Source organism: Streptomyces sp. BBFR51 (genome assembly GCF_044591655.1).
GTDB lineage: Bacteria > Actinomycetota > Actinomycetes > Streptomycetales > Streptomycetaceae > Streptomyces.
In genome coordinates, this window is record NZ_CP172448.1 from 2281707 (window position 1) to 2306418 (window position 24712).

Sequence of the window (24712 nt, forward strand, 5' to 3'; positions counted from 1 at the left end):
GGTCCACCCGTACGAGGGACCCGTATGACTTACCTGCGGTTGTGCCAGGTCCTACGCCTGTCCGCGCACGCCCTTCGCGAGGTCGGCGGCGAGTGCGCGGACGCCCTCCAGGCCGGCCGCGTCGTCGGGGGCGTCCAGCATCCGCTTGACGAATGCCGAGCCGACGATCACGCCGTCGGCGAAGCGGGCGACCTCGGCGGCCTGTGCGGCGTTGGAGACGCCGAGGCCGACGCAGACCGGGGTGTCGGTGGTGGCGCGGGTGCGCCGCACCAGGTCCTCGGCCTGCGCGCCGACCGACTCACGGGTGCCGGTGACGCCCATGAGGGAGGCGGCGTAGACGAAGCCGCTGCCGGCCGCGGTGATCTCGGCGAGCCGTGCGTCCTGGCTGCTGGGCGCGACCACGAAGACCGTGGCGAGCCCGTGCTTTTCGGCGTGCTCCCTCCACAGCGCCGACTCCTGGACGGGCAGGTCGGGCAGGATGCACCCGGCGCCGCCCGCCTCGGCCAGCTCGGCGGTGAAGCGCTCGACGCCGTAGCGGTCGATGGGGTTCCAGTAGGTCATGACGAGGATCGGCTTGCCGGTGGCCTCGTGCGCCTGACGGACGGTGCGCATCACGTCGGCGATCCGCACACCGCCGCGCAGGGCGATGTCGTCGGCGGTCTGGATGACCGGGCCGTCCAGGACTGGGTCGCTGTGCGGCAGGCCCACCTCGACGACGTCGGCGCCGCCGTCGACGGCGGCCTTGACCGCCTCGATGCCGCCGTCGACGGTCGGGAACCCGGCCGGGAGGTAGGCGATCAGGGCGGCGCGCCCCTCGGCCTTCGCCGCGGCGAGGGTGTCGTTCAGCAGTCGCACGTTCCCGCTCACTTCGCGTCCCCCTCGATCTCCGCGGCGCCGGTCTCGTCGGCCGCGACCTCCGCGTCGGTGTCGTACAGCCCGAAGTAGCGGGCCGCGGTGTCCATGTCCTTGTCGCCGCGGCCGGACAGGTTGACCACGATCAGCCCGTCCTTGCCCAGCTCCTTGCCGACCTCCAGGGCGCCGGCCAGTGCGTGGGCGCTCTCGATGGCCGGGATGATGCCCTCAGTGCGCGACAGCAGGCGCAGGGCCTGCATGGCGGCGTCGTCGGTGACCGCGCGGTACTCGCCGCGGCCGGAGTCCTTGAGGTAGGAGTGCTCGGGTCCGATGCCCGGGTAGTCCAGGCCGGCCGAGATCGAGTACGGCTCGGTGATCTGGCCCTCGTCGTCCTGGAGGACGTAGGACCGGGAGCCGTGCAGGATGCCGGGCTCGCCCGCGGTCAGGGTCGCCGCGTGCTCGCCGCTCTCGACGCCGTGCCCGGCGGGCTCGCAGCCGATGAGGCGGACGTCCGCGTCGGGGATGAAGGCGTGGAAGAGCCCGATGGCGTTGGAGCCGCCGCCGACGCAGGCGATCGCGGCGTCGGGGAGGCGTCCGGCCTGCTCCAGGAGCTGGCGGCGGGCCTCGACGCCGATGACGCGGTGGAAGTCGCGCACCATCGCCGGGAAGGGGTGGGGCCCGGCGACGGTGCCGAACAGGTAGTGGGTGCGGTCGACGTTGGCGACCCAGTCGCGGAAGGCCTCGTTGATCGCGTCCTTCAGCGTGCGGCTGCCGGACTTCACGGCGACGACCTCGGCGCCGAGCATGCGCATGCGGGCCACGTTGAGGGCCTGGCGCCGGGTGTCGATCTCGCCCATGTAGATGGTGCAGTCGAGGCCGAAGAGGGCGCAGGCGGTCGCCGTCGCCACGCCGTGCTGGCCGGCGCCGGTCTCGGCGATGACTCGGGTCTTGCCCATGCGCTTGGTGAGCAGGGCCTGGCCGAGCACGTTGTTGATCTTGTGCGAGCCGGTGTGGTTCAGGTCCTCGCGCTTGAGGAAGACCCGGGCACCGCCGGCGTGCTCCGCGAACCGCGGCACCTCGGTGAGGGAGCTGGGGCGGCCGGTGTAGTGGACGAGCAGGTCGTCCAGTTCGCGGGCGAACTCCGGGTCGGACTTGGCCTTGTCGTACTCGACGGCGACCTCGTCCACGGCGGCGACGAGTGCCTCCGGGATGAACTTGCCGCCGTAGGCGCCGAAGTAGCCTTCCGCGCTTGGAATGTGACCCTCGGGGTCGGGAATGAAGAAGTTGCTGGGCATGCGTGAACCTCACGGTGAGTGTCTGGTGGTGACTAATCGCCGTTGGGGTGGGGGCTGGTTGTCGGCTGCGGACCGGCTGTGGCTGGTCCCGCCCACGCGACGGAGTCGCAGATCAACAAGGCCCCGCGGCCCCTAGGTCGGCTGTTGCCATCGCATGCCGTTTACCTGCCCGGGCTCGGCTCCGATGACGTACCTGACCCGGCGGCCGTGCACCCGGCGGGCGGGCGCGCGGCAACCCCGGGGCCGGCAGCCGCGCGCGAGGCGGGCGTACGGGTCCCGGGGCGTCGGGGTGATCGGAAGCGTCATCGGGGCCAGATTAGCGGGGATCAGCCCCGGCCGTGCCGCAGAGCCGGGTGTTCGCCCGCGGCCACCAGGTCGGAGACGGCGGTCTTGGGGTCGCGGCCGGTCACCAGGGACTCGCCGACCAAGACGGCGTCGGCGCCCTCGTTGGCGTAGGCGATGAGGTCGTGCGGGCCGCGGACGCCGGACTCGGCGACCTTGACGATGTGCGCGGGGATCTCCGGGGCGACCCGCTCGAACGTGCCGCGGTCCACCTCGAGCGTCTTCAGGTTGCGCGCGTTGACGCCGATGACCTTGGCGCCGGCGTCCACCGCGCGTTCGACCTCGTCCTCGTCGTGCACCTCGACGAGCGGATTGAGTCCGATGGACTCGGCGCGCTCGATCAGCGACTCCAGGGCCGGCTGCTCGAGGGCCGCGACGATCAGCAGCACGAGATCGGCGCCGTGCGCCCGGGCCTCCCACAGCTGGTACGAGGTGACGACGAAGTCCTTGCGCAGCACGGGGATGTCCACGCGCGCGCGGACCGAGTCCAGGTCGGCGAGCGAGCCGCCGAAGCGGCGCTCCTCGGTGAGGACGGAGATGACGGCGGCGCCGCCCGCCTCGTAGTCCGCGGCGAGGGCGGCCGGGTCGGCGATGGCCGCCAGCGCGCCCTTGGACGGGCTGGAGCGCTTGACCTCGCAGATGACCTTGACACCGTCGCCGCGCAGCGCGGACACGCCGTCCTTGGCGGGGCGAGCCTTGGCCGCGCGCTCCTTGAGCTCGTCGAGGCTGACGCGCGCCTGCCGCTCCGCGAGGTCGGCACGGACTCCGTCGATGATCTCGTCGAGCACACTCACGCGAGCGGCCCCCTTTCTGACGGCAAAACGTGTGGTCACTGTGATGGTATCCGGAGCCGGGCACGGGACCCGCATCCGGCCGACGCCGGTCCCTCCCCGGCCCCGGGCCTTCGTCGGACGATCGAGGGAGGAATCAAGGGAGGAGCCAGCCACCGAACGGCAGGTTCCGGACCACCGTGAAGACCAGCAGCAACGTCCCCAGCGTCCACAGGTGGACGGGTCCGAGGTCGAGCCGCACCGGCCGGCCGCGGGCCGCGCGGATCACCCAGACGGTCCACAGGACGGCGAGGCCCAGATAGCCGAGGACGGCGGGCGCGTTGGCGTGCAGCGCGGTCAGCACGTCCCCGTGGACGAAGGCGTGGGCGCTGCGCAGGCCGCCGCAGCCGGGGCAGTACAGGCCCGTGAAGCGCAGCAGGGGGCAGACGGGGTAGTGACCGGGTTCGTTGGGATCGACGCTCCCGACGTACGCGAAGGCCCCGGCGACGGCCGCGAGCACCCCGGCCGGTACGGCCAGACGGGCGAAGGCGCCCCGTGTCGGGGTGCCGGTCCGGCTCACGACGCTGTTCGGGCGCGGCTCGGCGCTCTCGGCTTCCACGCCCGCATTCTGCCCCGGGCGGTCCGCACCCGCACGTGAGGGGCGGGTCGGCACCCGGGTGCCGGCCCGCCCCTCATGAGGTCCGTGACCGCCGCGGCCGGTCAGCCCCGGGCGCCGGCCTGCGCGCCGTCGCCGGCGACCTGGTGCACGGGGTGGTTCTGCTTCGGCTGGCCGAGGCCCATCATGCGCATGATGTAGCCCACCACACCGCCGAGGAGCACGACCGCCATGCCGGCCCAGAAGCCCCACGGCTGGGCCGCCACCATGAACAGGCCCGCGATGCAGAAACCGATGAAGGCGATGATGACACCGGTCCAGGCGGCCGGGGTGTGACCGTGGCTGCTGCCCGCCATTGCTTGCTCCTCGTTGCTGTGTGCCATGTCTGAGCAGGACGCTCGCGCCCATTGTCCCGCACGGGGGCACGCGCCGTGAGCGGGGGTGGCTCCGGCGGGTGAAAGCGGGTCAGGCGCCGGTGGGGTCCTCGCCGCGGTCGATGGCCTTCCACAGGTCCTCGGGGCGGTTCGGGTCGACGGTCTGCGGCCTGCGGCGCGGGCGCGGGGTGCCGTCGCGCTCGTATCGGCCGGACATCGCGGGCCACTGGCGGCCGTAGCGCAGCGCGAGCAGCCCGGCCAGCAGGAGCAGGGCGCCGCCCACGGCCGCGACGTACGGCCAGGCTGTGTGGGAGAGCGCGTCCACGGTGGCCGAGGTGTCGCCGGCTGCCTTGGCGGCCTGGTCGTCCAGCGCGGAGCTGTCGGAGGCACCGGCCAGGGCGGCGGCGACGGTGCCCGCGCCGCTCAGCGCGAGCAGGGCGGCGACGGCGAAACGGCCCGCCCGGCGGACGGCGAAGACGGCGACGAGCGCGGCGAGGCCCACTATGGCGAGCGCCGCGGGGACGCCCGTGACGTCGCTGCCCCTGGCGGTCAGGGGAAACGCGCCGCCGGCCACCGTCGCGGTGCCCTCGGCCCACTCCTGCCGGGTGGCGAGCAGGGCGACGGCGGCGCCGAGCGCGCCGCACATCAGGGCTACGGCGAGGCTCCGGCGGCCGGCCCGGGCGGGTCCTGCGGCTGGGGTGCGGGGGTGCGGAACAGCTGTCACGTACTCCACTATCACCCGAACCCCGGGCGAACCGTCACCCGGGGTTCGAATTGAGGGGCGTGAGAATCGCCCCACCGATCCGACCGGTTGGCCCTATTGCGCCAGCCGGTTGGCCGTGTGCACGGCCCGCAGGACCGCCGCCGCCTTGTTGCGGCACTCGGTGTCCTCGGCGACCGGGTCGGAGTCGGCGACGACTCCCGCGCCGGCCTGGACGTAGGCGGTGCCGTCGCGCAGCAGCGCCGTGCGGATGGCGATGGCGGTGTCGGAGTCGCCCGCGAAGTCGAGGTAGCCGACGCAGCCGCCGTACAGGCCGCGCCGGGAGGGTTCGAGTTCGTCGATGATCTGCAGGGCGCGCGGCTTGGGCGCGCCGGAGAGCGTGCCGGCCGGGAAGCAGGCGGTGAGGACGTCGAAGGCGGTGCGGTCCGGGGCGACCCTGCCGGTGACCGTCGAGACGATGTGCATGACGTGCGAGTACCGCTCGACGGACATGAAGTCGACGACCTCGACGGAGCCGGGCTCGCAGACGCGTCCGAGGTCGTTGCGGCCGAGGTCGACCAGCATGAGGTGCTCGGCGCGCTCCTTGGGGTCGGCGAGCAGTTCCTCGGCGAGGGCCTGGTCCTCCTGCGGGGTGGCGCCGCGCGGGCGGGTGCCGGCGATGGGGTGCACCATGGCGCGGCCGTCCTCGACCTTGACCAGCGCCTCGGGGGACGAGCCGACGACGTCGAAGCCGTCGAGGCGGAGCAGGTACATGTACGGGGAGGGGTTGGTGGCCCGCAGCACCCGGTACACGTCCAGGGCGCTCGCGGTGCACGGCGTCTCGAACCGCTGCGAGGGGACGACCTGGAAGGCCTCGCCCGCGCGGATGCGCTCCTTGATGTCCTCGACGGCGTCCTGGAAGTCGGGACCGCCCCACAGCGCGGTGTACTCGGGCAGCTCGGAGGGCGGCAGCGCGGCCGGGGGCTGGGCGACCGCGCGCGTGAGGTCGGCCTCCATGACGTCCAGGCGGGCGATCGCGTCGGCGTAGGCCTCGTCGACGCCGGTCTCCAGGTCGTTGTGGTTGATCGCGTTGGCGATCAGCAGGACCGAGCCCTCCCAGTGGTCCATGACGGCGAGGTCGCTGGTGAGCAGCATGGTCAGCTCGGGGAGTTTCAGGTCGTCGCGCTCTCCCGGGCCGACCTTCTCCAGGCGGCGCACGATGTCGTAGCCGAGGTAGCCGACCATGCCGCCGGTGAAGGGCGGCAGGCCCAGGTCGTCGGCGAGGTCGCGCGGGGTGTGCAGGGCCTGGACGGTGGCGCGCAGGGCGGCGAGCGGGTCGCCGTCGGTGGGGACGCCGACGGGCGGGGTGCCCTCCCAGTGGGCCTCGCTGTCCCGCTCGGTGAGGGTGGCGGCGCTGCGGACGCCGACGAAGGAGTAGCGAGACCATCGGAACGCCGCTCGCCCGTTCTCCGCGGACTCCAGCAGGAAGGTGCCGGGGCGCTCGGCGGCGAGCTTGCGGTACAGCGCGACCGGGGTGTCTCCGTCGGCCAGGAGCTTGCGGCTCACCGGGATCACCCGGCGGTCGACGGCCAGCTTGCGGAAGGTCTCGAGGTCCATGTCATCCATGGCGGCAGACCCTACTGATCCGCGCCGGGCGTGTCGGCCCCCGCGGCGTCGGCGCCCTCGGGGAGGAGGACGTCGGCGTCGAAGCAGGTGCGGGCGCCGGTGTGGCAGGCGGCGCCCACCTGGTCGACCTTGACCAGCACGGTGTCGGCGTCGCAGTCCAGGGCGACGGACTTCACCCACTGGAAGTGGCCGGAGGTGTCGCCCTTGACCCAGTACTCCTGGCGGCTGCGCGACCAGTAGGTGCAGCGGCCCGTGGTCAGCGTCCGGTGCAGTGCCTCGTCGTCCATCCAGCCGAGCATCAGCACCTCTCCGGTGTCGTACTGCTGGGCGATGGCGGGCAGGAGGCCGTCGGCGCCGCGCTTGAGGCGGGCCGCGATCTCCGGGGCGAGCGGGCTGGGCCGCCGGGGGGAGCTGCTGGTCATGCGCCCATTGTGCCGCGCGGGACGGACACGTCCCGGGGCTGTCCATTGGGCGGACCCGGCCGGCCGCCGTAGGCTGACTCCATGTCGACTTTCGCCAAGCGTGAACGACTTCTGCTCGCGGACCTGTTGGAGACGGCGGGTCCGGACGCCCCGACCCTGTGCGACGGCTGGCGCACCCGCGACCTCGCCGCGCACGTGGTGGTGCGCGAGCGCCGGCCGGACGCCGCCGGGGCCGGTCTGATCAAGCAGCTGGCGTCCCGGCTCGACCGGGTGATGGAGGAGTACGGCGCGAAGCCGTACGAGGAGCTGCTCCAGCTGATCCGCACCGGGCCGCCGCGGTTCTCGCCTTTCCAGCTCAAGCAGGTCGACGAGGCGGCGAACACGGTGGAGTTCTACGTGCACACCGAGGACGTCCGCCGGGCCCAGCCCGACTGGTCGCCGCGCGAGCTGGACCCGGTGTTCCAGGACGCCCTGTGGTCCCGCCTGGAGCGCGCGGCCCGCCTGATGGGCCGCGGCATCCCGACCGGCCTCGTGCTGCGCCGCCCCAACGGGCAGACGACGGTCGCCCACCGCGGTACGCCGGTGGTGACGGCGACGGGCGAGCCGTCCGAGCTGCTGCTGTTCGCCTACGGCCGGCAGAGCGCCGCGAAGGTGGAGCTGGAGGGCGAGCAGGACGCGATCGCCAAGCTCCGGGAGACGAAGCAGCTCGGGATCTGAGGTCCGCCTCTCACGTCGGCAGTTCGGCCCGGCGTACCCCCGGTGCGCACAGGGCGACGACCCCGCCGAGGCCGCAGACCGCGGCGCTGACGGCGAAGACCGGCCCTGTGCCCCAGATGCCGATGGCGGCGGCGGACAGCGGCATGCTCAGCGGCGCGATGCCCAGGCTGACGATCCCGGAGACCGCCGTGACGCGCCCGAGGAGTGCGGGGGCGGACTGGGTCTGGAGCAGGGCCCCGCACAGGGCGCCGCTGAGCCCCGCGAGCAGGCCGACGAGCAGCGCCGTGACGACGGCCGCGGGAAGGGCGGGCGCCTGTGCCAGCGCGCCGATCGCGACCGCGCCGGGGATGATGGCGCCGGCGACGACGTACCCGGCGTGCGGCACGCGTCCCCGGACGGTCAGCAGCAGGGCCGCCGCCCCGGCGCCCACCCCGAAGCCGGCGAGTATCCAGCCCATTCCGGAGGCTCCCCAGCCGCGTTCGTCGGCGAGCAGGGTCAGGCCGATGTTGAGCGGGCCGACGAAGCCGAGGTCGCCGAGGGCGATGACCAGCATCAGCGGGCCGAGGACGCGGTGCCGGCGGATGTACCGGAGCCCGTCCCGCAGGTCCCGCCACGCGGTGCCGCCGGGAGCGGCCGCCGCGTCGTCGGCGGGCAGCTCGCGCAGCCGTACGGCGATCAGCAGCGGCACGGACACGGCGATCAGCAGACCGGCGAAGGCGAAGGCGGCAGCCGCGCCGCCGATCGCCACCCCGAGGCCGCCGAGCGGGGCGCCCACGACGGAGGAGAAGCGGACGGCGAGGCCCCGCATGCCCTGGACGCGGGCGAGCTGGTCCTTGCCCGTCAGACGCGCCGGTAGTGCCCCGACGGCGGGCAGGAAGAGGGCGTCCACCGCGCCGAAGACGAGGGCGAGGACGGCGAGCAGCCACAGTCCGGGATCGGTCGCGAAGAGCAGCGCGGCCACCACGAGGACCGCCACGCACCGTACGGTGTCGCTGCCGATGACGACCCTGCGCGGCCCCAGCCGGTCGACGATCACTCCCCCGCCGAGCATGAGCAGCGCGCGCGGCACCGCGCTCACGGCGGTGACGATCCCGGCCTCGGCGGCGCTGCCGTGCTGCACGGCGGCCCAGGACAGCGCGAGGAAGAAGACGCTGTCGCCCAGCATGGAGGCGGTGTAGGCCGCGACCCAGCGCAGGACGTTGGCGTCGCGGTGGGCGGGACGGCCCGGGGCGGGGACCCGGGGTATGAGTGTGTCCGGCACGGCCGTGCCCCTCTCAGACACGGAACGGGAATCCGTACACGTGCAGCGCGACGTTCTCGCGGCCCTCGGTGTCGCCGTCGGCTTCGGCGGCCCGGCCCCGCTCGTCGTACTTCTTCGCCAGGGCGAGCAGCTCCGCGCCCAGTTCGCTCAGGTCGGCGGGGGTCAGCCGGAGCAGGGACTCGTTGTCGGGGGCGGCGGAGTTCCACTCGGGGCCCCAGGTGGGGCGTTCGTCGAGGTAGCGGCGGTACATGTCGGCGCGCTGCTCGTGGAAGAGCCGGGTGGCGGCGAGGTGGGCGGCGGCCCGCTCGGGGGCGTCGCGGAAGTTCTCGTCGCGGATGGTCACCCCGTCCGAGGCGGGCTGCCACCACCGCTCCCGGCCGTCTGCGCTCTGCGGGTCGGCCTGCTCGACCAGCCCGTGCTCGGCCAGCTTGCGCAGGTGGTAGCTGACCAGGGAGACGGCCTCGTCCACCTGCTCGGCGAGCTGCGAGGCGGTCGCCGTGCGCGCGACGCACAGCCCGCGGTAGAGCTGCATGCGCAGGGGGTGGGCCAGGGCTTTGAGAGTGCCCAGGTCGGTGATCGAGTGGTTCTCCTGGCTCGGCATGCCGCCACGCTAGATTACGAAAGGAAAATTGCGCAATACGCGTTGCGCAATTTTTCTTTCGTAATCTCCTGGGTGCGGCAGGTCCGCCCGCCCGTGCCTACCTGACGGGGTGTCCCGCCTCGCGCAGTGCGCTCTTGACCTGCCCGATCCGCAGGTCGCCGAAGTGGAAGACGGACGCCGCCAGCACCGCGTCGGCGCCCGCCGCGACGGCCGGCGGGAAGTCGGCGAGGCGGCCCGCGCCGCCGGAGGCGATCACCGGGACGCTCACGTGCCCCCGGACCGCCTCGATCATCTCCAGGTCGTAGCCGTCCTTCGTGCCGTCCGCGTCCATCGAGTTGAGCAGGATCTCCCCCGCGCCCAGCTCGGCGGCCCGGTGCGCCCACTCGACGGCGTCGATGCCGGTGCCGCGCCGGCCGCCGTGGGTGGTCACCTCGAAGGTGCCCGCCTCGGTGCGGCGGGCGTCGACCGACAGGACGAGCACCTGCCGGCCGAACCGCTCGGCGATCTCCCGGATCAGGTCGGGGCGGGCGATGGCGGCCGTGTTCACGCCCACCTTGTCCGCACCGGCCCGCAGCAGCTTGTCGACGTCCTCCGCGGTGCGCACGCCGCCGCCGACGGTCAGCGGGATGAACACCTGCTCGGCGGTGCGGCGCACCACGTCGTAGGTCGTCTCGCGGTCGCCCGACGAGGCGGTGATGTCCAGGAACGTCAACTCGTCGGCGCCCTCGGCGTCGTACACCTTGGCCATCTCGACGGGGTCGCCCGCGTCGCGCAGGTTCTGGAAGTTGACGCCCTTGACGACCCGGCCGTCGTCCACGTCCAGGCAGGGGATGACTCGGACCGCCAGGGTCATGAATCCACGGCTCCTCTATACGCTTCCACTTCGACTGACACCAGGACCCGCGAGTCGATGAAGCCCTGCACGACCAGCAGGGTCGTCACGGGGCGTACGGAGTCGAACAGCTCCTTGTGGGCGCGGCCCACCGCATCGACATCGCGCGAATGTGCCAGGCACACACGGGTCCGGATCACGGACTCGATGCCGAGCCCGAACTCGCCGATCGCCTCGACCGCGGAGGCGAAGGCGACCTTGGTCTGCTCGTACGGGTCGCCGTCGCCGTACAGCATGTCGCCCTTGAAGGCGGTGGTGCCCGCCACGATCACACGATCACCCGCCGCCACGGCCCGTGCGAAACCGAAGGACTCTTCCCAGGGACTTCCGCTCTGCACGCGCCGTACGGCTTCGGATGTCATGACGCCACAGCCTCCAAGGCTTCTTCCAGGGTGAACGCCTTCGCGTACAGGGCCTTCCCGACGATGGCCCCCTCGACACCGGCCGGGACGAGACCGGCGATCGCCCGCAGGTCGTCCAGGGACGAGACACCGCCGGAGGCGACGACCGGGCGGTCGGTGGCGGCGCAGACGTTCTTCAGGAGCTCCAGGTTCGGGCCCTGGAGGGTGCCGTCCTTGGCGATGTCGGTGACGACGTACCGGGCGCAGCCCTCCTGGTCGAGGCGCGCCAGCGTCTCGTAGAGGTCGCCGCCGTCCCGGGTCCAGCCGCGGCCCCGCAGCGTCGTGCCGCGTACGTCGAGGCCCACCGCGATCTTGTCGCCGTGCTCGGCGATGACCTTGGCGACCCACTCGGGGGTCTCCAGGGCGGCGGTGCCGAGGTTCACCCGGGTGCAGCCCGTGGCGAGCGCGGCGGCGAGGGTGCCGTCGTCGCGGATGCCGCCGGACAGCTCGACCTTGATGTCCATGGCCTTGGCGACCTCGGCGATCAGCTCGCGGTTGTCCCCGGTGCCGAACGCGGCGTCCAGGTCCACCAGGTGCAGCCATTCGGCGCCGGAGCGCTGCCAGGCGAGAGCGGCCTCCAGGGGCGAGCCGTAGGAGGTCTCGGAGCCGGACTCGCCGTGCACGAGGCGCACGGCCTGGCCGTCGCGGACGTCGACGGCGGGGAGGAGTTCGAGCTTGCTCATCTCTACAGGGTCTCGATCCAGTTGGTGAGGAGCTGGGCTCCGGCGTCGCCGGACTTCTCGGGGTGGAACTGCGTGGCCCACAGTGCACCGTTCTCCACGGCGGCCACGAAGGGCTTGCCGTGGGTGGTCCAGGTGACCCTGGGGGCGGCGATCAGCGGGTTGTGCGACTCCTGGGCCCAGTCGTGGACGGCGTAGGAGTGCACGAAGTAGAAGCGGGCGTCCGCGTCCAGGCCGGCGAAGAGCTGGGAGTCGGCCGGTGAATCGACGGTGTTCCAGCCCATGTGGGGCACGACGTCGGCCTGGAGCGGTCCGACCGTGCCGGGCCACTCGTCCAGGCCCTCGGCCTCCACGTCGTGCTCGATGCCGCGCGTGAAGAGGATCTGCATGCCGACGCAGATGCCCATGACCGGGCGCCCGCCCGACAGCCGGCGGTCGACGATCCAGTCGCCGCGCGCGGCCTTGAGTCCCTCCATGCAGGCGGCGAAGGCGCCGACGCCGGGCACCAGCAGCCCGTCGGCGTTCATGGCCTTGTCGTAGTCACGGGTGATCTCGACGTCGGCCCCCGCGCGCGCGAGGGCACGCTCGGCGGAACGGACGTTGCCGAAGCCGTAGTCGAAGACGACGACCTTCTTGGCCGGGGCGGCACTGGTCAATTCCAGACCTCCAGCCTCAGGACGCCCGCGAGCAGACACATGCCGGCGCCGATGGAGAGCAGCACGATCAGGCCCTTGGGCATCTGCTGCTTGGCGAAGGAGTAGATGCCGCCGAGGAAGAAGAGACCGACGACGATCAGCGCGGTGGACGTACCGTTCATGGGTTACAGCGCGCCCTTCGTGGAAGGCAGGATGCCCACCGCGCGCGGGTCGCGCTCGGAGGCGTAGCGCAGGGCGCGGGCCAGCGCCTTGAACTGGCACTCCACGATGTGGTGCGCGTTGCGTCCGTACGGCACGTGCACGTGCAGGGCGATCTGTGCCTGGGCGACGAAGGACTCCAGGATGTGCCGGGTCATCGTCGTGTCGTACTCGCCGATCATCGGCGCCATCTTCTCGGGCTCGGTGTGCACGAGGTAGGGGCGGCCGGACAGGTCGACGGTGACCTGGGCGAGGGACTCGTCCAGCGGGACCGTGCAGTTGCCGAAGCGGTAGACGCCCACCTTGTCGCCGAGGGCCTGCTTGAAGGCGGCGCCCAGCGCGAGGGCGGTGTCCTCGATGGTGTGGTGGGAGTCGATGTGCAGGTCGCCGTCGGTCTTCACGGTCAGGTCGAACAGACCGTGCCGGCCGAGCTGGTCGAGCATGTGGTCGTAGAAGCCGACGCCGGTGGCGATGTCGGTCTTGCCGGTGCCGTCGAGGTCGATCTCGACGAGGACCGAGGTCTCCTTGGTGGTGCGCTCCACGCGCCCTACGCGGCTCATGTGTGCTGCTCCTTCTTGACTTCACGTACCGCGTCGAGGAACGCGTCGTTCTCCTGCGGGGTGCCGGCGGTGACCCGCAGCCACCCCGGCACGCCGTTGTCCCGGACCAGGACGCCCCGGTCGAGGATCTTCCGCCAGGTCGCGTGCGAGTCCGCGAACCGCCCGAACTGGACGAAGTTGGCGTCGGACTCGGTCACCTCGTAGCCGATGGCCCGCAGTTCGGCGACCAGCCGGTCCCGCTCGGTCTTCAGCTGCTCGACGTACTTCAGCAGCGTGTCCGTGTGCTCCAGGGCGGCCAGCGCGGTCGCCTGGGTGACGGCCGACAGGTGGTACGGCAGCCGTACGAGCTGGACGGCGTCGACGACGGCCGGGTGCGCGGCGAGGTAGCCCAGGCGCAGGCCCGCGGCGCCGAACGCCTTTGACATCGTGCGGGAGACGACGAGGTGGGGGCGGCCCTCCAGCAGCGGCAGCAGCGAGGCGCCGTGGCTGAACTCGATGTAGGCCTCGTCGACCACGACCATCGAGGGTTTCGCGGCCTGCGCCGCCTCGTAGAGGGCGAGGACCGTCTCGGCCGGAACCGCGTTGCCCGTGGGGTTGTTGGGGGTGGTGATGAAGACGACGTCCGGGCGGTGCTCGGCGATCGCCCGCTCGGCGGCGGGCACGTCGATGGTGAAGTCCTCGTGCCGCGGACCGGAGATCCAGCCGGTGCCGGTGCCGCGCGCGATGAGGCCGTGCATCGAGTACGACGGCTCGAAGCCGATCGCGGTGCGGCCCGGCCCGCCGAAGGTCTGCAGCAGTTGCTGGATGACCTCGTTGGAGCCGTTGGCGGCCCAGACGTTGCTGACGTCCAGGGGGTGTCCCGAGGTGTTCGTCAGGTACGCGGCCAGCCCGGTGCGCAGTTCGACCGCGTCCCGGTCCGGGTAGCGGTTGAGGTCGCGGGCGGCCTCGCGGACGCGCTCGGCGATCCGCTCGACCAGCGCCTCGGGCAGCGGGTAGGGGTTCTCGTTGGTGTTCAGCCGTACCGGCACGTCCAGCTGGGGCGCGCCGTAGGGGGACTTGCCGCGCAGCTCGTCCCGTACGGGGAGGTCGTCGATTCCGAACGTCACTTGCCTGCCGGGACCTTCCACTCGAACCTCGCCTTGATCGCCGCGCCGTGCGCGGGCAGGTCCTCGGCCTCCGCCAGCGTCACCACGTGCCGCGCGACCTCGGCGAGCGCGTCGCGCGTGTAGTCGACGATGTGGATGCCGCGCAGGAAGGACTGCACGGACAGTCCCGAGGAGTGGCAGGCGCAGCCGCCGGTGGGCAGGACGTGGTTGGACCCGGCCGCGTAGTCGCCGAGCGAGACGGGGGCCCACGGGCCGACGAAGATCGCACCGGCGTTCCTGACGCGCTCGGCGACGGCGGCGGCGTCGGCGGTCTGGATCTCCAGGTGCTCCGCACCGTAGGCGTCGACCACGCGCAGGCCCTCGTCGATGCCGTCGACGAGCACGATCGCGGACTGGCGGCCGGCGAGGGCCGGGCGGATCCGGTCCTCGACGTGCTTGGTCGCCTCGACCTGCGGCGCGAGTTCCTTCTCGACCGCGTCCGCGAGGTCCACGGAGTCGGTGACCAGGACGGCGGCGGCCAGCGGGTCGTGCTCGGCCTGGCTGATCAGGTCGGAGGCGACGTGCACCGGGTCGGCGGTGGCGTCGGCGAGGACCGCGATCTCGGTCGGTCCCGCCTCGGCGTCGATGCCGATCTTCCCGGTGAAGAAGCGCTTGGCGGCGGCGACCCAGATGTTGCCGGGGCCGGTGACCATGTTGGCGGGCGGGCAGGACTCGGTGCCGTACGCGAACATGGCGACGGCGGTGGCACCGCCCGCCGCGTACACCTCGTCGACGCCGAGCAGGGCGCAGGCGGCCAGGATGGTGGGGTGCGGGATCCCGCCGAACTCGGCCTGCGCGGGCGAGGCGAGCGCGACGGAGCCGACACCGGCCTCCTGCGCGGGCACGACGTTCATGATCACGGACGACGGGTAGACCGACCGGCCGCCGGGCACGTAGAGCCCGACCCGCTCGACCGGCACCCACTTCTCGGTGACCGAGCCGCCGGGCACGACCTGCGTGGTGTGGGTGGTGCGGCGCTGCTCGCGGTGGACGAGGCGGGCGCGGCGGACGGACTCCTCCAGGGCCGCGCGGACGGCCGGGTCGAGCTCCTCCAGCGCGCGCGTGAGCGCGGCGGCCGGAACCCGCACCCGGTCAAGGCGGACGCCGTCGAACTGCTCGGTGAAGTCGATCAGCGCCGCGTCGCCACGATGATGCACGGCCTCGCAGATCGGACGCACCTTCTCCAGGGCGACCGAGACGTCGAAGTCGGCTCGGGGCAGCAGGTCGCGCAGGGCGGGTCCCTCGGGGAGGGCGTCGCCGCGCAGATCGATTCGGGAGATCACGGAACCAATTCTCTCAGACCCGCGTCCGGCACGGTCCGCGCGTATCAATGGCTGATACAGAACGCGGCGGGCGCTCGCGGCCCACGGCGAACTCGCGTGATCCGTGCTCACTTTGAGTGTTCGGAGTGTCACGGAATGGGCATGAACGGTTGTACGAAGAGTGAGCGACCGACGAGTAGTTGGGGAGGGAGTGAAGCACCGTGACCGAGGGGGCCGGCCATCGTGACGGAGAGCTGCCGGATGACCTGACCGCCGCCGAGGCCGGCATGTGGCAGGCCTTCCGCAACGGCAGCGTGTACGACCTGAGCAGCGGCGACGCGCTCGCCGACGACCCGCACGGCGGGCATCCGTGGGGGCCGGAGCGGACCGTGCGGGCCCGCATCGTGTGCTGGCTGCTTCTCGACGGTCCGCCGGCGCTCGCGGGCCGGGTGTCCTCGCTCCAGCTGGTGGGCGTGCGGATCAGCGACACGGTCGACCTCGCGGGCGGCACGGTGGTGCCCTACGTCGAGCTGCGGGGCTGCCGTTTCGAGCGGGAGGTGCTGCTGCCGGAGACCCGGTTCACCACCGTGCGGCTGGTGGACTGCGCGGTGCCGCGCCTGGAGGCGGCCCGGCTGCACACCGAGGGCGACCTGCACCTGCCGCGCTCCCGCTTCCCCGGGGGGATCCGGCTCACGGACGCGCAGATAGGCACCGACCTGCTGCTCAACCAGGCGATCGTGCACCGGGACCGCAGCGGCCGCTCCATCGCCGCGGACGGGATGACGGTCGGGCAGGACCTCCAGGCCGAGATGCTGGAGTCGCACGGGGAGGTGAGCCTGCGCAGCGCCCAGGTCGGTGTCTCGCTGAGCCTGCGCGGCGCCCGGCTCCTCAATCCGTACACGCGGCACGCGCTGAACGCCCCGCAGCTGACGGTGGAGCGCACGCTGTACCTGACCCCGGCGGGCCTGGGCAGCCCGCTGCTGCGGGGCACCACCCCCGCGCAGGGCACCCGCATCCAGCGCTTCGAGTGCGAGGGCGGGGTGCGGCTGGACGACGGGCGGTTCGGCGACGCGCTCGACCTGGAGCACGCCCGGTTCACCTTCACCGACGACCAGGAGCTGTCGCTGCGCCGGGTGCAGACGCCCGAGCTGCGGTTCCTGGGCGAGCGGCCGGCACGCGGGCGGGTGGTGCTGTCGGGGGCGCGGGTGGTCAACCTGATGGACCGTGCGGACAGCTGGCCGGGCCCCGGCCGGCTGCACATGGGCGGCTTCGCCTACGAGAACCTGGTGCCGCGCGGTCCTTTCCCGCTTCAGAAGCGGCTGCGCTGGGTGGGCGCCGCGACCGCCGAGTACCACCCGGAGCCGTACGAGCGGCTCGCCGCCGTGCTGCGGGCCGGCGGCGAGGACGAGGACGCCCGCGAGGTGCTGCTCGCCAAGCATCGCAGGCGCCGCGAGAGCCTGCCGCTCGCCGCGAAGCTGGTGGGTTTCGCGCAGGACTGGACGGTCGCCTACGGCTACCGGCCGGGCCGGGCGGCGGTGTGGATGGCGGTCCTGTGGGCGGCGGGCGCGCTCGCCTTCGCCCGCGCCGACCCGCCACCGCTGAAACACGGCGAGCACCCGGACTGGAACCCGGCCCTCTTCGCCCTCGACCTGCTCCTTCCGGTGATCGACCTGGGCCAGGCCGGCTCCTGGCAGCTCCACGACGGCTGGCAGTGGCTGGCGACGGCCCTGGTCCTGCTCGGCTGGGTCCTGGCCACGACGGTGGCAGCAGGCGCAACCCGCCTACTCCGCCGCAGCTGAGCCCGCCGGGGCTCAGGGGGACACGTCCGTCCGAAGGCGAGGGGGGCCGGAGCCGGAGCCGGGGCGGGGGCCGGGGCCGAGGCCGGGCCGGGGCGCACAGCCATCGCGAACCCTCGGCCGTGGTACCGGCGGGCTGGCCACGACGGTGGCAGCGGGAGCGCACCCGCCTACTCCGCCGCAGCTGAGCCCGCCGAGGCCCCCCGGGGGGACACGCGTTCCCCCCGAGTGACACGTCCGGCCGAAGGCGGGGCGGGGGCCGAGGCGGGGCCGAGGCCGGGGGGCCGAGGCCGGGGGGCCGAGGCCGGGGGGCCGAGGCCGGGGGGCCGAGGCCGGGGGGCCGAGGCCGGGGGGGGGCCGAGGCCGGGGGGGGCCGAGGCCGGAGCCGGAGCCGGGGCCGGAGCCGGAGCGGAACCGGAGCGGAGCCAGGGCGGGGCCGGGGCGGGGCCGGGGCGCACAGCCATCGCGTACCCTCGGCCGGCGTACCGGCGGTCGTGGCCGCGACGGTGGCAGCACCCGCCTACTCCGCCGCAGCTGAGCCCGCCGGGGCCCCCCGGAGGGACACGCGTTCCCCCGGGTGACACGTCCGGCCGAAGGCGGGGCCGGGGGTGCACAACCATCACGAACCCTCGGTCGTCGTACTGGCCATGCTGCGCGCGTTCCTTCGGACCGCGGCCCGGGCCCGGTCCCGGTCGCCACGGCCCGCCCAAGACGACGACGTGCTCCTCGACGCCCCCGACGACCGCCTCGGCCCCGCCCTCGTCGCCGCGGCCCGCGGCGAGCACGGCCTGGCCGCCGGCCTCCTCGCCGGCACCCGCGAGAACGCCGCCTGGGACCACCGCGACCGCTACGCGACCCGGCTCGCCGCCTTCGCCCGCTCCCGTGCCCAGTGGCTGGACGACTGGCAGGGCGCCGCCCCGGACGACCCGGACGCCCTGCTGGTCGCGGCCCGCCTGTCGGTCCACCGGCACTGGGACTCACCGGCCCGCACTGAACTCCTGCGCCAGGTGATCCCCGCGGTCGTCGCCGCCGCCGAGGCCGCAGGACCCGACCCGGTGCCGTGGCGGACCGCGCTGGACGCCGCACGCGGCGCGGGCGCCGGACACGCCGAGTTCGAGCGGCTGTGGGGGCAGGCGGTCCGCCGCTGCCCGCACCACTACGGCTGTCATGTCGCCGCCCTCGACTACCTGGCCGCCGCCTCGCCCGACGCGCACGGCGAGTGCCTGGACTTCGCGGAGACGGCCGCGCAGGACGCCCCCGAGGACGCGCTCGTACGGGCACTGCCGCTGCGCGCGGCCTTCACCTGCCTGACGACCACGACCGGCGGCGCCACCGCGACCGCCCTGCGCACGCACCGCCGGCGCCTGGACGCCGCGGCCGACAGCGCGATCGCCCTCTCGGCGGGCCGCCCGGCGGACGACCCGTGGGCGGCTGAGCTGCGGAACCTGCTGGTGTACGTCCTCCTACGCCTGGAACGCCTCCGGGACGCGGCGGAGCAACTGCGGCTGACCGGCCCGTACGTCACGTCGTTTCCGTGGGACCGGGACACGGACGACCCGCTCGGCCGCTTCCTCCAGGTGCGCGAGGACGTCCGTACGGCGGTGGCCTCCACGACCGGCATCGCGGCCGGCGGGAAGGGGGCGGGGCATCCACGAAATGGGCACGGCGGACGCGTCCGCCCCGGCGACCATTAGGCTTCTGCGTCGTGACCACCGTCCGGCTCCCCCTCTTCCCCCTGAACTCTGTCCTGTTCCCGGGGCTGGTGCTCCCGCTCAACATCTTCGAGGAGCGCTATCGCGCCATGATGCGCGAACTGCTGAAGACCTCCGAGGACGAACCGCGCCGGTTCGCCGTCGTGGCGATCCGTGACGGCCACGAGGTGGCCCAGACCGCCCCCGGCCTGCCCGACCCGACGGCCACCGTCGAGCGCGGGCCGACGGCCGGGTTCGGCACCGACCCGGTGAAGTCCTTCCACAAGGTGGGCTGCATCGCGGACGCGGCGACCATCCGCGAGCGGGCCGACGGCTCCTTCGAGGTGCTGGCGACCGGCACGAACCGGGTGCGACTGCTCTCGGTCGAGGCCTCGGGTCCCTTCCTGACGGCCGAGCTGGAGCAGTTGCCCGAGGAGCCGGGCGACGAGGCGGGCGCGCTGGCCGAGGGCGTACTGCGGTCCTTCCGGCAGTACCAGAAGCGGCTGGCGGGGGCACGCGAACGGTCGCTGGCGACCGGCGCCGAACTGCCGGACGAACCGGGCGTGGTCTCCTACCTGGTCGCCGCCGCGATGATGCTGGACACGCCGACGAAACAGCGGCTGCTCCAGGCCCCGGACACCGCCTCCCGGCTGCGGGACGAGCTGAAACTCCTTCGCTCCGAGACCTCCATCATCCGTACGCTGCCGTCCCTGCCGGCGTTGGAACTGACGCGCGGCCCGACGAGTCTCAACTGAGGTACTGGCGCGCATGGCGAAGAAGTCCAAGAAGCAGCAACCGTCCGGCGGCACCCCGGCCACCGTGGCGCTCACGGCCGCCGGGGTGACCTACACGGTCCACGCCTACGAGCACGACCCGGCCCACCCCTCCTACGGCGAGGAGGCGGCCGAGGCGATGGGCGTCTCGCCGGCGCGGGTCTTCAAGACGCTGGTGGCGGACGTCGACGGCGCCCTGACGGTCGCGGTGGTGCCGGTGGCGGGCCAGCTGGACCTCAAGGCGCTGGCGGCCGCGGTGGGCGGCAAGCGCGCGGCGATGGCCGACCCCGCCCTGGCCGAGCGCACCACCGGCTACGTGCGGGGCGGTATCTCCCCGCTGGGCCAGCGCAAGAGGCTCGCGACGGTTCTGGACGCGTCGGCCTCGGACCACGCCACGATCTGCGTCTCGGCGGGCCGCCGCGGCCTGGAGGTCGAACTCTCCCCCGACGACCTGGCCAGGCTCACAGGCGCGGTCCTCGCCCCGATCGGCCGCGCGTAGCCCCTCGACGAACGCCCCGTTCTCGGCTAATCAGACAGGACATGTCGAAGCGAACGCGCAAACGCAGGTGGCGCACCAAAAAGGGCCGGGCGAACCACGGCCGCCGTCCCGCCTAGGCCGACTTGTCTCCGTATGGGGTCGGCTTGTCCCCGTACGGTGCCGGCCAGGCGTCGGGCTCCGGATCGCGGGGCCCGAACAGTCCCGTCAGACCCAGGTGGACCACGAGCGCCGCCACCGACCAGGCAAGCAGCGCCCCCTTGGCGCCCAGTTTCAGCGGCGCGGAGAACGTCACCCCTTTGCCGACGTCCTTGGCGTGGGCGATCACGTCCTGCGCGGGCCCGAGCCACACCCCGATCCGCCATGCCAGCAGCGATCCGAGGAGCCCGCCGACGCCGAGGGCCGCCACCAGGGGCACGCCCCCGCGCCGCCGCACCAGGAAGACCACCACCGCGCTGAGTACCCCGAAGGCCAGCGCGAGCAGGGTGAACGTGCCGTCGACGCCGACCGCCTGCTCGCCCTCGGAGTCCTTGAGGTAGACGATCCACCGGTCGTCGACCAGATCGCCGACCAGCGGCACGCTCGGTGCCAGCTTCCACCACAGCACGCCCAGCAGCGCGCCGGAGAGGGCGACCGCCACCACGGTCACGGCGGCCTGCCGCACTTCGCTCAACATCCCTGGGCCGTCCTGTTCGCCGTGATCGTCGTACGGGGCGCCGAAGGCGGTACCCACCGCGTGGGCACCGGCGGGCGGCGGCACCGGCGCGCCCTGGTACGACGAGCGTTCGTTCGGCGGCGGTGGCGGAGTCAGAGGTGCGGTCACCCCGCCATCGTGCCAAACCCGCCCGTGCGGCGCGTCACCGGACGGCGGCCCGGCGGTACGCCCAGGTGGCGACGGCCAGCGAGATCACCCCGACCGCGGCGCACACCGCGAGGTCGCCGAGGACGAAGGCCCAGTCGGGCCGCGGGCCGAACGTGCGGGCGAAGGCCTCCACGCCGTAGGTGGACGGCAGCAGGTCCCGGGCCAGGCGGACCACCCCCGGCAACCGTTCGGGCGGCAGCACGCCAAGCAGCAGCGCCGCCGACATGCCGAGCTGGCCCAGCAGGGTGGCGAACTCGGGCCGGGGGGCGAGCAGGCCCAGCGCCGCGCCCAGTCCGGCGAGCGCGGCGCCGGCCAGCGGGATCACGGCCACCAGCACCCACAGGTGGGTCATCGGCAGCCCGAACAGCAGGCACCCGAACACCGCCGTCACCACGGTCCCGGGCACGGTGAAGGACGCGTACGCGCCCGCCGCGCCCAGCACCACCGCGGCGGGCGGCACGGGCAGCGTCGCGTAGTGGTCGAGGCCGCCGCTCGCGCGCAGCTGACCGAAGTACTGGGCGAGGAGGTTCAGCGCCACGAAGGCCACGACGAGTACCGCCGAACCGGCGACCACGGCCTGCGCCTCGCCGCCACCGTCCACGACGCCGCGCATCAGGATCATGATGCCGATCGACTGGAAGGTCGCCACGAACAGCAGCGGGATGCGCGCGACCCGCGCCCGGGACAGCTGCGCCCGGTACACGGCCACCAGGGAGGGCCACAGCCGCGCCTTGGGCCCCAGCTCGGCCGGGGCGGCCACGCGCTGCTGTTCGACGGCCAGGGCAGCGCCCGGCAGGGCATCGGCGGGTACGACACTCACGTCGCGCTGTTCCCCTTCGCTAGGGCCGTTCGAAGCGGTCGCCCTGATGGGTACGGATGCGGTGGCCGGTGTTCTCACCGCTCGCGTGCTCAAGCCCTCACCAGTCCCTGCCGGGCGGCGCCGCCCAGTGCCAGGTAGACGTCCTCCAGGCTGGGCGTGGCCAGGGTGAAGTCGTCCAGGGCGGCGAAGGCCGCGCCGCCGGTGACGGTGGCGACGACCGCGCGGGCCTCCTCGGGGGCGAGCCGCAGCGTCCAGCGGCGCCCCGACTCGACGACGCGGTCGCGCAGGGCGGCGACCTCCGGGACGTGCAGGGGGGCCGTCTCGCGCCACACCAGGTCGACGCGGACCTCTCCGGCGACCTTCTCCTTGAGCCCGGAGGGCGTGTCGCAGGCGATCACGCGGCCCCGGTCGAGGACGGCGACCCGGTCGAGGACGGTCTCGGCCTCGATGACGTTGTGGGTGACGAGCAGCACGGTGGTGCCGTGTCCGGCGCGCCGCCGGTCGACGGCCGACCACACCGCGCGCCGGGCCACCGGGTCCATGCCGGTGGTCGGCTCGTCCAGGACGAGCAGCGGACGCTCCCCCACCAGTGCGGCGGCGAAGCAGGCCAGGCGGCGCTGGCCGCCGGAGAGCTTCTTGATCGGGCGGCCGGCGAGGGGGGTCAGGCCCAGTTCCTCGAGGACGGCGTCCCGCTCGGCGCGCGCCCGCCGCGCCTCCAGGCCGCGCAGCCGCCCGGTGGTCTCGGCGGCGAGCGACACGGTCAGCTCGTCCAGGGCACTGGACTCCTGTCCGAGGTAGGCGAGGATCCGCGCGGCCAGCTCGGGGTGGCGCACGATGTCGTGCCCGAGGATCTCGACGCCGCCGCGATCGGGGCGCATCAGCCCGGTGAGCTGGCGTACGAGGGTGGACTTTCCGGCGCCGTTGGGTCCGAGCAGTCCGAAGATCTCACCGCGGCGGATGTCCAGGGTCACGTCGTCGGTGGCCCGTACCTCGGGAGTCGCCACAACGCCGCGCCTGCCGCGCACGGCGGGATAGGTCTTCGTCAGTCCGCGCACCACGCACACGGCATCCCCACCGGGACGAAGTGCCTGTGCCGCGCGCGTACTCACAAGGGACGAGACTACGGGGTCGGTCCTCGCGCCCCGCTCCCGGGTCCGCCCATAAGTGTCGATTCAGCCGAGGGAATGCCAGGGGAATGCCGGGGGAATGCCGGGGGATCTCACTCCGCCGCGGGGGTGCGTTCGGTCGCCGTCCGCACGTCGATCTCCCGCCAGAACCCGGCCCGGATCGCGTACCGGTCGTGCTCGTCGATCTGGTCGTCCTTGTGGGCCAGCAGACCGAAGCGGGCCGCGTAGCGCAGCAGCTCCCCGTCCACGCGGTGCGGGATGCGGGGGTACATCCCGGAGAGTTTCTGCAGGTGGCCCTGGTCGCCGAGGCGGTCCAGCCAGCGGCGGGCGAAGACCTGCCCGACCTCGTAGGGGTCGCCGCCGACCGTGGTGATGTCCTCCTCGCGGTCGGCCCAGCGCTGCTCGGCGGTGGTGAGCTGGGCCAGCGTCGGCATGGAGGCGGCCTCGGACGGCTCGGCGCCGGGCCGGTCGACCCAGCCCTTGTCGGAGGACCAGCGCAGGGTGGCGCTCGTCGGCTGCGGGGCGGGGTGGGCGCCGGGTGCGCGCAGGGCGGCCAGGTCCTTGGGGGTGGGGACGCCCTTGGCGGGCGGCACCCGCTCGCCGGTGCCGCCCGGCCCCGCGGTGGTCGTGGTGGGGTGCTCGGGTTCCTCGACGGGCCGCGCGGGAGCGGAGGAGAGCGCGGACTCGGGCAGCGGCGCGGAGAGGATCGCGGCGATCTCGGGGCGAGGCACGGGCGGCGGCGCGCAGATACCGCCGAGTTCCTTGGCGCGTACGGCCTTCGTGATCCAGATGCGGTCCAGCACGCGGCGTTCGTCGGCCTCGGCGACCAGGTCCTCGGACTGGTTGTAGTCGCCGTCGGCGGCCTGTACGGCCCACAGGTGGACGGCGACGCCGTGTTCCTTCGCGGCCATCATCCCGGGCAGCAGGTCGCCGTCGCCGGTCACCAGGACGACGTCGGAGCAGGCGCGGTTGCGGGCCAGCTCGGTCAGTTCGGCGTGCATGGCGGCGTCCACGCCCTTCTGCGCCCAGCGTCCGTCACTGCGCGTGAGGGCTCCCAGCCGGACGGTGACCCGGGGCATCACGCGCAGCCGCCGGTGTTCGGGCTGCGGGACGCGGTCGGGGGCGCCGTCGAACCAGTAGATGCGCAGCAGGGGCTGCTGCGTGTCGGACTCGGCACGGTCGCGCAACCCCTGGACGAGGGCGGCGTGATCGACGGTGATGCGCGAGCGCGAGGGCTCCCCGGCGAGGAGACTCGCGGCCGCCCCCAGCAGATACCCGGCGTCCACCAGGACGATGCAGCGGTCCACGCGATCCACCCTCTTTCCGGGAGGTTTGCTTCGGGCTTCCTTCGAGTCTGCCCGACCACGCGGAGGTTAACGGCCCGAACTCGATCTTCGGCGTGGCGTTTCGGCACCCCGCGCTCCGTCGAACCGCGTCACACACGGTAATTGCCCGATATGCGTTCTTTGTTGACCTATGTGAGTCTGGTTGCGGCCCTGGCCCCTAGATGCCCCATCAGGAGGTAGATCACCATGGCCAAGAACAAGAACAACCGTGATCGTAAGCAGCCCCAGGCCGAGCGCACCCCGCAGTCCGCCGAGTCGTCCGTGCTGGACCGCGAGGAGCAGCACTCCCCGCAGCTGACGACGCCCGGCGACGCGGCCTCCCGCAAGCGGCAGAAGCGCTTCGGCCACAACTGACATCCGCGGAACGGGCCGTTGCGGCCCCCGCACGACGAGGGGCGCACCCGGCAAACCGGGTGCGCCCCTCGTCCGTC

29 protein-coding genes are annotated in these 24712 nt (G+C 73.3%); 6 read left to right on the plus strand and 23 right to left on the minus strand.

The genetic code is table 11. The features are described 5' to 3' along the window. Nucleotides 1–51: 51 nt before the first annotated feature. The 9 genes from trpA to hisI form a co-directional block, all read right to left on the minus strand. The gene (gene trpA, locus ACGH7X_RS10350; RefSeq protein WP_399883934.1) at nt 52–867 is read right to left on the minus strand and encodes a tryptophan synthase subunit alpha; all 816 of its coding nucleotides are present in this window, start codon (nt 865–867) and stop codon (nt 52–54) included. Beyond that, entirely contained in the window at nt 864–2147 is a 1284-nt protein-coding gene (gene trpB / locus ACGH7X_RS10355) for a tryptophan synthase subunit beta (RefSeq protein ID WP_399883936.1), read from the minus strand. The genes trpA and trpB overlap by 4 nt, the downstream gene beginning before the upstream one ends. A 132-nt stretch (nt 2148–2279) precedes the next feature. Beyond that, nucleotides 2280–2453, minus strand: coding sequence for a tryptophan biosynthesis modulator TrpM (gene trpM, locus ACGH7X_RS10360; protein ID WP_399883938.1), 174 nt, complete (start codon nt 2451–2453; stop codon nt 2280–2282). Nucleotides 2454–2473: 20 nt separating this feature from the next. After that, nucleotides 2474–3283 carry an indole-3-glycerol phosphate synthase TrpC gene (gene trpC / locus ACGH7X_RS10365; RefSeq protein ID WP_399883940.1) on the minus strand — a complete coding sequence of 270 codons (810 nt, stop codon included), beginning with the start codon at nt 3281–3283 and terminating at the stop codon, nt 2474–2476. Nucleotides 3284–3416: 133 nt separating this feature from the next. Continuing rightward, complete coding sequence (locus tag ACGH7X_RS10370; RefSeq protein ID WP_399896897.1) at nt 3417–3839, minus strand: DUF2752 domain-containing protein; 423 nt, start codon at nt 3837–3839, stop codon at nt 3417–3419. 140 nt (nt 3840–3979) lie between these two features. After that, nucleotides 3980–4231 carry an HGxxPAAW family protein gene (locus tag ACGH7X_RS10375; RefSeq protein ID WP_399883942.1) on the minus strand — a complete coding sequence of 84 codons (252 nt, stop codon included), beginning with the start codon at nt 4229–4231 and terminating at the stop codon, nt 3980–3982. A 109-nt stretch (nt 4232–4340) separates the two neighbouring features. Continuing rightward, nucleotides 4341–4982 carry a TIGR02234 family membrane protein gene (locus ACGH7X_RS10380; RefSeq protein WP_399883944.1) on the minus strand — a complete coding sequence of 214 codons (642 nt, stop codon included), beginning with the start codon at nt 4980–4982 and terminating at the stop codon, nt 4341–4343. An 84-nt stretch (nt 4983–5066) separates the two neighbouring features. Then, complete coding sequence (locus ACGH7X_RS10385) at nt 5067–6566, minus strand: anthranilate synthase component I (RefSeq protein WP_399896900.1); 1500 nt, start codon at nt 6564–6566, stop codon at nt 5067–5069. Nucleotides 6567–6586: 20 nt separating this feature from the next. Next, nucleotides 6587–6997, minus strand: coding sequence for a phosphoribosyl-AMP cyclohydrolase (hisI, locus tag ACGH7X_RS10390; RefSeq protein ID WP_399883946.1), 411 nt, complete (start codon nt 6995–6997; stop codon nt 6587–6589). Nucleotides 6998–7078: 81 nt separating this feature from the next. Between hisI and ACGH7X_RS10395 the strand changes: the two genes are divergently transcribed. Further along, nucleotides 7079–7714, plus strand: a complete 636-nt coding sequence (locus ACGH7X_RS10395; RefSeq protein WP_399883948.1) for a TIGR03085 family metal-binding protein — start codon at nt 7079–7081, stop codon at nt 7712–7714. A gap of 10 nt (nt 7715–7724) precedes the next feature. Here ACGH7X_RS10395 and ACGH7X_RS10400 read toward each other — a convergent pair whose 3' ends face one another. From ACGH7X_RS10400 to hisD, 10 genes are all read right to left on the minus strand, one after another. Beyond that, nucleotides 7725–8975, minus strand: a complete 1251-nt coding sequence (locus ACGH7X_RS10400) for an MFS transporter (RefSeq protein WP_399883950.1) — start codon at nt 8973–8975, stop codon at nt 7725–7727. Nucleotides 8976–8988: 13 nt separating this feature from the next. Further along, nucleotides 8989–9576: an ArsR/SmtB family transcription factor gene (locus tag ACGH7X_RS10405; RefSeq protein WP_399883952.1), complete on the minus strand. Its 588-nt coding sequence runs from the start codon at nt 9574–9576 to the stop codon at nt 8989–8991. 97 nt (nt 9577–9673) lie between these two features. Beyond that, a complete protein-coding gene (hisF, locus tag ACGH7X_RS10410) occupies nt 9674–10429 on the minus strand; it encodes an imidazole glycerol phosphate synthase subunit HisF (protein ID WP_399883954.1) in 756 nt (251 codons plus the stop codon). Further along, a complete protein-coding gene (locus ACGH7X_RS10415) occupies nt 10426–10830 on the minus strand; it encodes a RidA family protein (RefSeq protein ID WP_399883956.1) in 405 nt (134 codons plus the stop codon). Before ACGH7X_RS10415 ends, hisF begins: the two co-directional genes overlap by 4 nt. Further along, nucleotides 10827–11552 carry a bifunctional 1-(5-phosphoribosyl)-5-((5-phosphoribosylamino)methylideneamino)imidazole-4-carboxamide isomerase/phosphoribosylanthranilate isomerase PriA gene (priA, locus tag ACGH7X_RS10420; RefSeq protein WP_399883958.1) on the minus strand — a complete coding sequence of 242 codons (726 nt, stop codon included), beginning with the start codon at nt 11550–11552 and terminating at the stop codon, nt 10827–10829. Before priA ends, ACGH7X_RS10415 begins: the two co-directional genes overlap by 4 nt. Nucleotides 11553–11554: 2 nt before the next feature. Beyond that, on the minus strand, nt 11555–12205 hold the full coding sequence (gene hisH / locus ACGH7X_RS10425) for an imidazole glycerol phosphate synthase subunit HisH (protein WP_399883960.1): 651 nt from the start codon (nt 12203–12205) through the stop codon (nt 11555–11557). Further along, nucleotides 12202–12366, minus strand: coding sequence for a hypothetical protein (locus ACGH7X_RS10430; RefSeq protein ID WP_399883961.1), 165 nt, complete (start codon nt 12364–12366; stop codon nt 12202–12204). The genes hisH and ACGH7X_RS10430 overlap by 4 nt, the downstream gene beginning before the upstream one ends. Nucleotides 12367–12369: 3 nt before the next feature. After that, nucleotides 12370–12963, minus strand: a complete 594-nt coding sequence (hisB, locus tag ACGH7X_RS10435) for an imidazoleglycerol-phosphate dehydratase HisB (RefSeq protein WP_217170469.1) — start codon at nt 12961–12963, stop codon at nt 12370–12372. Beyond that, nucleotides 12960–14069, minus strand: coding sequence for a histidinol-phosphate transaminase (locus tag ACGH7X_RS10440; protein ID WP_399883963.1), 1110 nt, complete (start codon nt 14067–14069; stop codon nt 12960–12962). The genes hisB and ACGH7X_RS10440 overlap by 4 nt, the downstream gene beginning before the upstream one ends. Next, nucleotides 14066–15391, minus strand: coding sequence for a histidinol dehydrogenase (hisD, locus tag ACGH7X_RS10445; RefSeq protein ID WP_399883965.1), 1326 nt, complete (start codon nt 15389–15391; stop codon nt 14066–14068). Before hisD ends, ACGH7X_RS10440 begins: the two co-directional genes overlap by 4 nt. Nucleotides 15392–15591: 200 nt before the next feature. Between hisD and ACGH7X_RS10450 the strand changes: the two genes are divergently transcribed. The 4 genes from ACGH7X_RS10450 to ybaK all read left to right on the plus strand — a co-directional run bounded on the left by ACGH7X_RS10450 (nt 15592) and on the right by ybaK (nt 20129). Continuing rightward, on the plus strand, nt 15592–17169 hold the full coding sequence (locus ACGH7X_RS10450; RefSeq protein ID WP_399883967.1) for an oxidoreductase: 1578 nt from the start codon (nt 15592–15594) through the stop codon (nt 17167–17169). Between the two features lie 644 nt (nt 17170–17813). Next, nucleotides 17814–18860 carry a hypothetical protein gene (locus ACGH7X_RS10455; protein WP_399896903.1) on the plus strand — a complete coding sequence of 349 codons (1047 nt, stop codon included), beginning with the start codon at nt 17814–17816 and terminating at the stop codon, nt 18858–18860. 11 nt (nt 18861–18871) lie between these two features. Further along, nucleotides 18872–19612, plus strand: a complete 741-nt coding sequence (locus tag ACGH7X_RS10460; RefSeq protein WP_399883969.1) for an LON peptidase substrate-binding domain-containing protein — start codon at nt 18872–18874, stop codon at nt 19610–19612. A 13-nt stretch (nt 19613–19625) separates the two neighbouring features. Continuing rightward, a complete protein-coding gene (ybaK, locus tag ACGH7X_RS10465; protein WP_399883971.1) occupies nt 19626–20129 on the plus strand; it encodes a Cys-tRNA(Pro) deacylase in 504 nt (167 codons plus the stop codon). 112 nt (nt 20130–20241) lie between these two features. On the opposite strand, the gene ACGH7X_RS10470 is transcribed toward ybaK, so the two are convergent. From ACGH7X_RS10470 to ACGH7X_RS10485, 4 genes are all read right to left on the minus strand, one after another. Further along, nucleotides 20242–20949, minus strand: coding sequence for an AAA family ATPase (locus ACGH7X_RS10470; protein ID WP_399883973.1), 708 nt, complete (start codon nt 20947–20949; stop codon nt 20242–20244). Nucleotides 20950–20983: 34 nt separating this feature from the next. Then, nucleotides 20984–21808 (minus strand): ABC transporter permease, encoded by an 825-nt coding sequence (locus ACGH7X_RS10475; RefSeq protein WP_399883975.1) that lies wholly within the window; start codon nt 21806–21808, stop codon nt 20984–20986. An 89-nt stretch (nt 21809–21897) separates the two neighbouring features. After that, the gene (locus tag ACGH7X_RS10480; protein ID WP_399896906.1) at nt 21898–22872 is read right to left on the minus strand and encodes an ABC transporter ATP-binding protein; all 975 of its coding nucleotides are present in this window, start codon (nt 22870–22872) and stop codon (nt 21898–21900) included. 155 nt (nt 22873–23027) lie between these two features. After that, entirely contained in the window at nt 23028–24242 is a 1215-nt protein-coding gene (locus tag ACGH7X_RS10485) for an NYN domain-containing protein (RefSeq protein WP_399883977.1), read from the minus strand. Between the two features lie 225 nt (nt 24243–24467). On the opposite strand from ACGH7X_RS10485, the gene ACGH7X_RS10490 reads away from it, so the two are divergent. After that, nucleotides 24468–24635, plus strand: a complete 168-nt coding sequence (locus ACGH7X_RS10490) for a hypothetical protein (RefSeq protein WP_399883979.1) — start codon at nt 24468–24470, stop codon at nt 24633–24635. Nucleotides 24636–24712 lie beyond the last annotated feature (77 nt).

Excerpts from the sequence above, each read along its gene's own strand:
- ACGH7X_RS10415 (WP_399883956.1), bottom strand. The coding sequence starts at position 10,830 with ATGACATCCGAAGCCGTACGGCGCGTGCAGAGCGGAAGTCCCTGGGAA.
- ACGH7X_RS10430 (WP_399883961.1), bottom strand. The coding sequence starts at position 12,366 with ATGAACGGTACGTCCACCGCGCTGATCGTCGTCGGTCTCTTCTTCCTC.
- priA (WP_399883958.1), bottom strand. The coding sequence starts at position 11,552 with ATGAGCAAGCTCGAACTCCTCCCCGCCGTCGACGTCCGCGACGGCCAG.
- trpB (WP_399883936.1), bottom strand. The coding sequence starts at position 2,147 with ATGCCCAGCAACTTCTTCATTCCCGACCCCGAGGGTCACATTCCAAGC.
- hisB (WP_217170469.1), bottom strand. The coding sequence starts at position 12,963 with ATGAGCCGCGTAGGGCGCGTGGAGCGCACCACCAAGGAGACCTCGGTC.
- ACGH7X_RS10395 (WP_399883948.1), top strand. The coding sequence starts at position 7,079 with ATGTCGACTTTCGCCAAGCGTGAACGACTTCTGCTCGCGGACCTGTTG.
- ACGH7X_RS10455 (WP_399896903.1), top strand. The coding sequence starts at position 17,814 with ATGCTGCGCGCGTTCCTTCGGACCGCGGCCCGGGCCCGGTCCCGGTCG.
- hisI (WP_399883946.1), bottom strand. The coding sequence starts at position 6,997 with ATGACCAGCAGCTCCCCCCGGCGGCCCAGCCCGCTCGCCCCGGAGATC.
- ACGH7X_RS10385 (WP_399896900.1), bottom strand. The coding sequence starts at position 6,566 with ATGGACCTCGAGACCTTCCGCAAGCTGGCCGTCGACCGCCGGGTGATC.
- ACGH7X_RS10375 (WP_399883942.1), bottom strand. The coding sequence starts at position 4,231 with ATGGCGGGCAGCAGCCACGGTCACACCCCGGCCGCCTGGACCGGTGTC.
- ACGH7X_RS10405 (WP_399883952.1), bottom strand. The coding sequence starts at position 9,576 with ATGCCGAGCCAGGAGAACCACTCGATCACCGACCTGGGCACTCTCAAA.
- ACGH7X_RS10490 (WP_399883979.1), top strand. The coding sequence starts at position 24,468 with ATGGCCAAGAACAAGAACAACCGTGATCGTAAGCAGCCCCAGGCCGAG.
- ybaK (WP_399883971.1), top strand. The coding sequence starts at position 19,626 with ATGGCGAAGAAGTCCAAGAAGCAGCAACCGTCCGGCGGCACCCCGGCC.
- trpM (WP_399883938.1), bottom strand. The coding sequence starts at position 2,453 with ATGACGCTTCCGATCACCCCGACGCCCCGGGACCCGTACGCCCGCCTC.
- hisF (WP_399883954.1), bottom strand. The coding sequence starts at position 10,429 with ATGACCCTGGCGGTCCGAGTCATCCCCTGCCTGGACGTGGACGACGGC.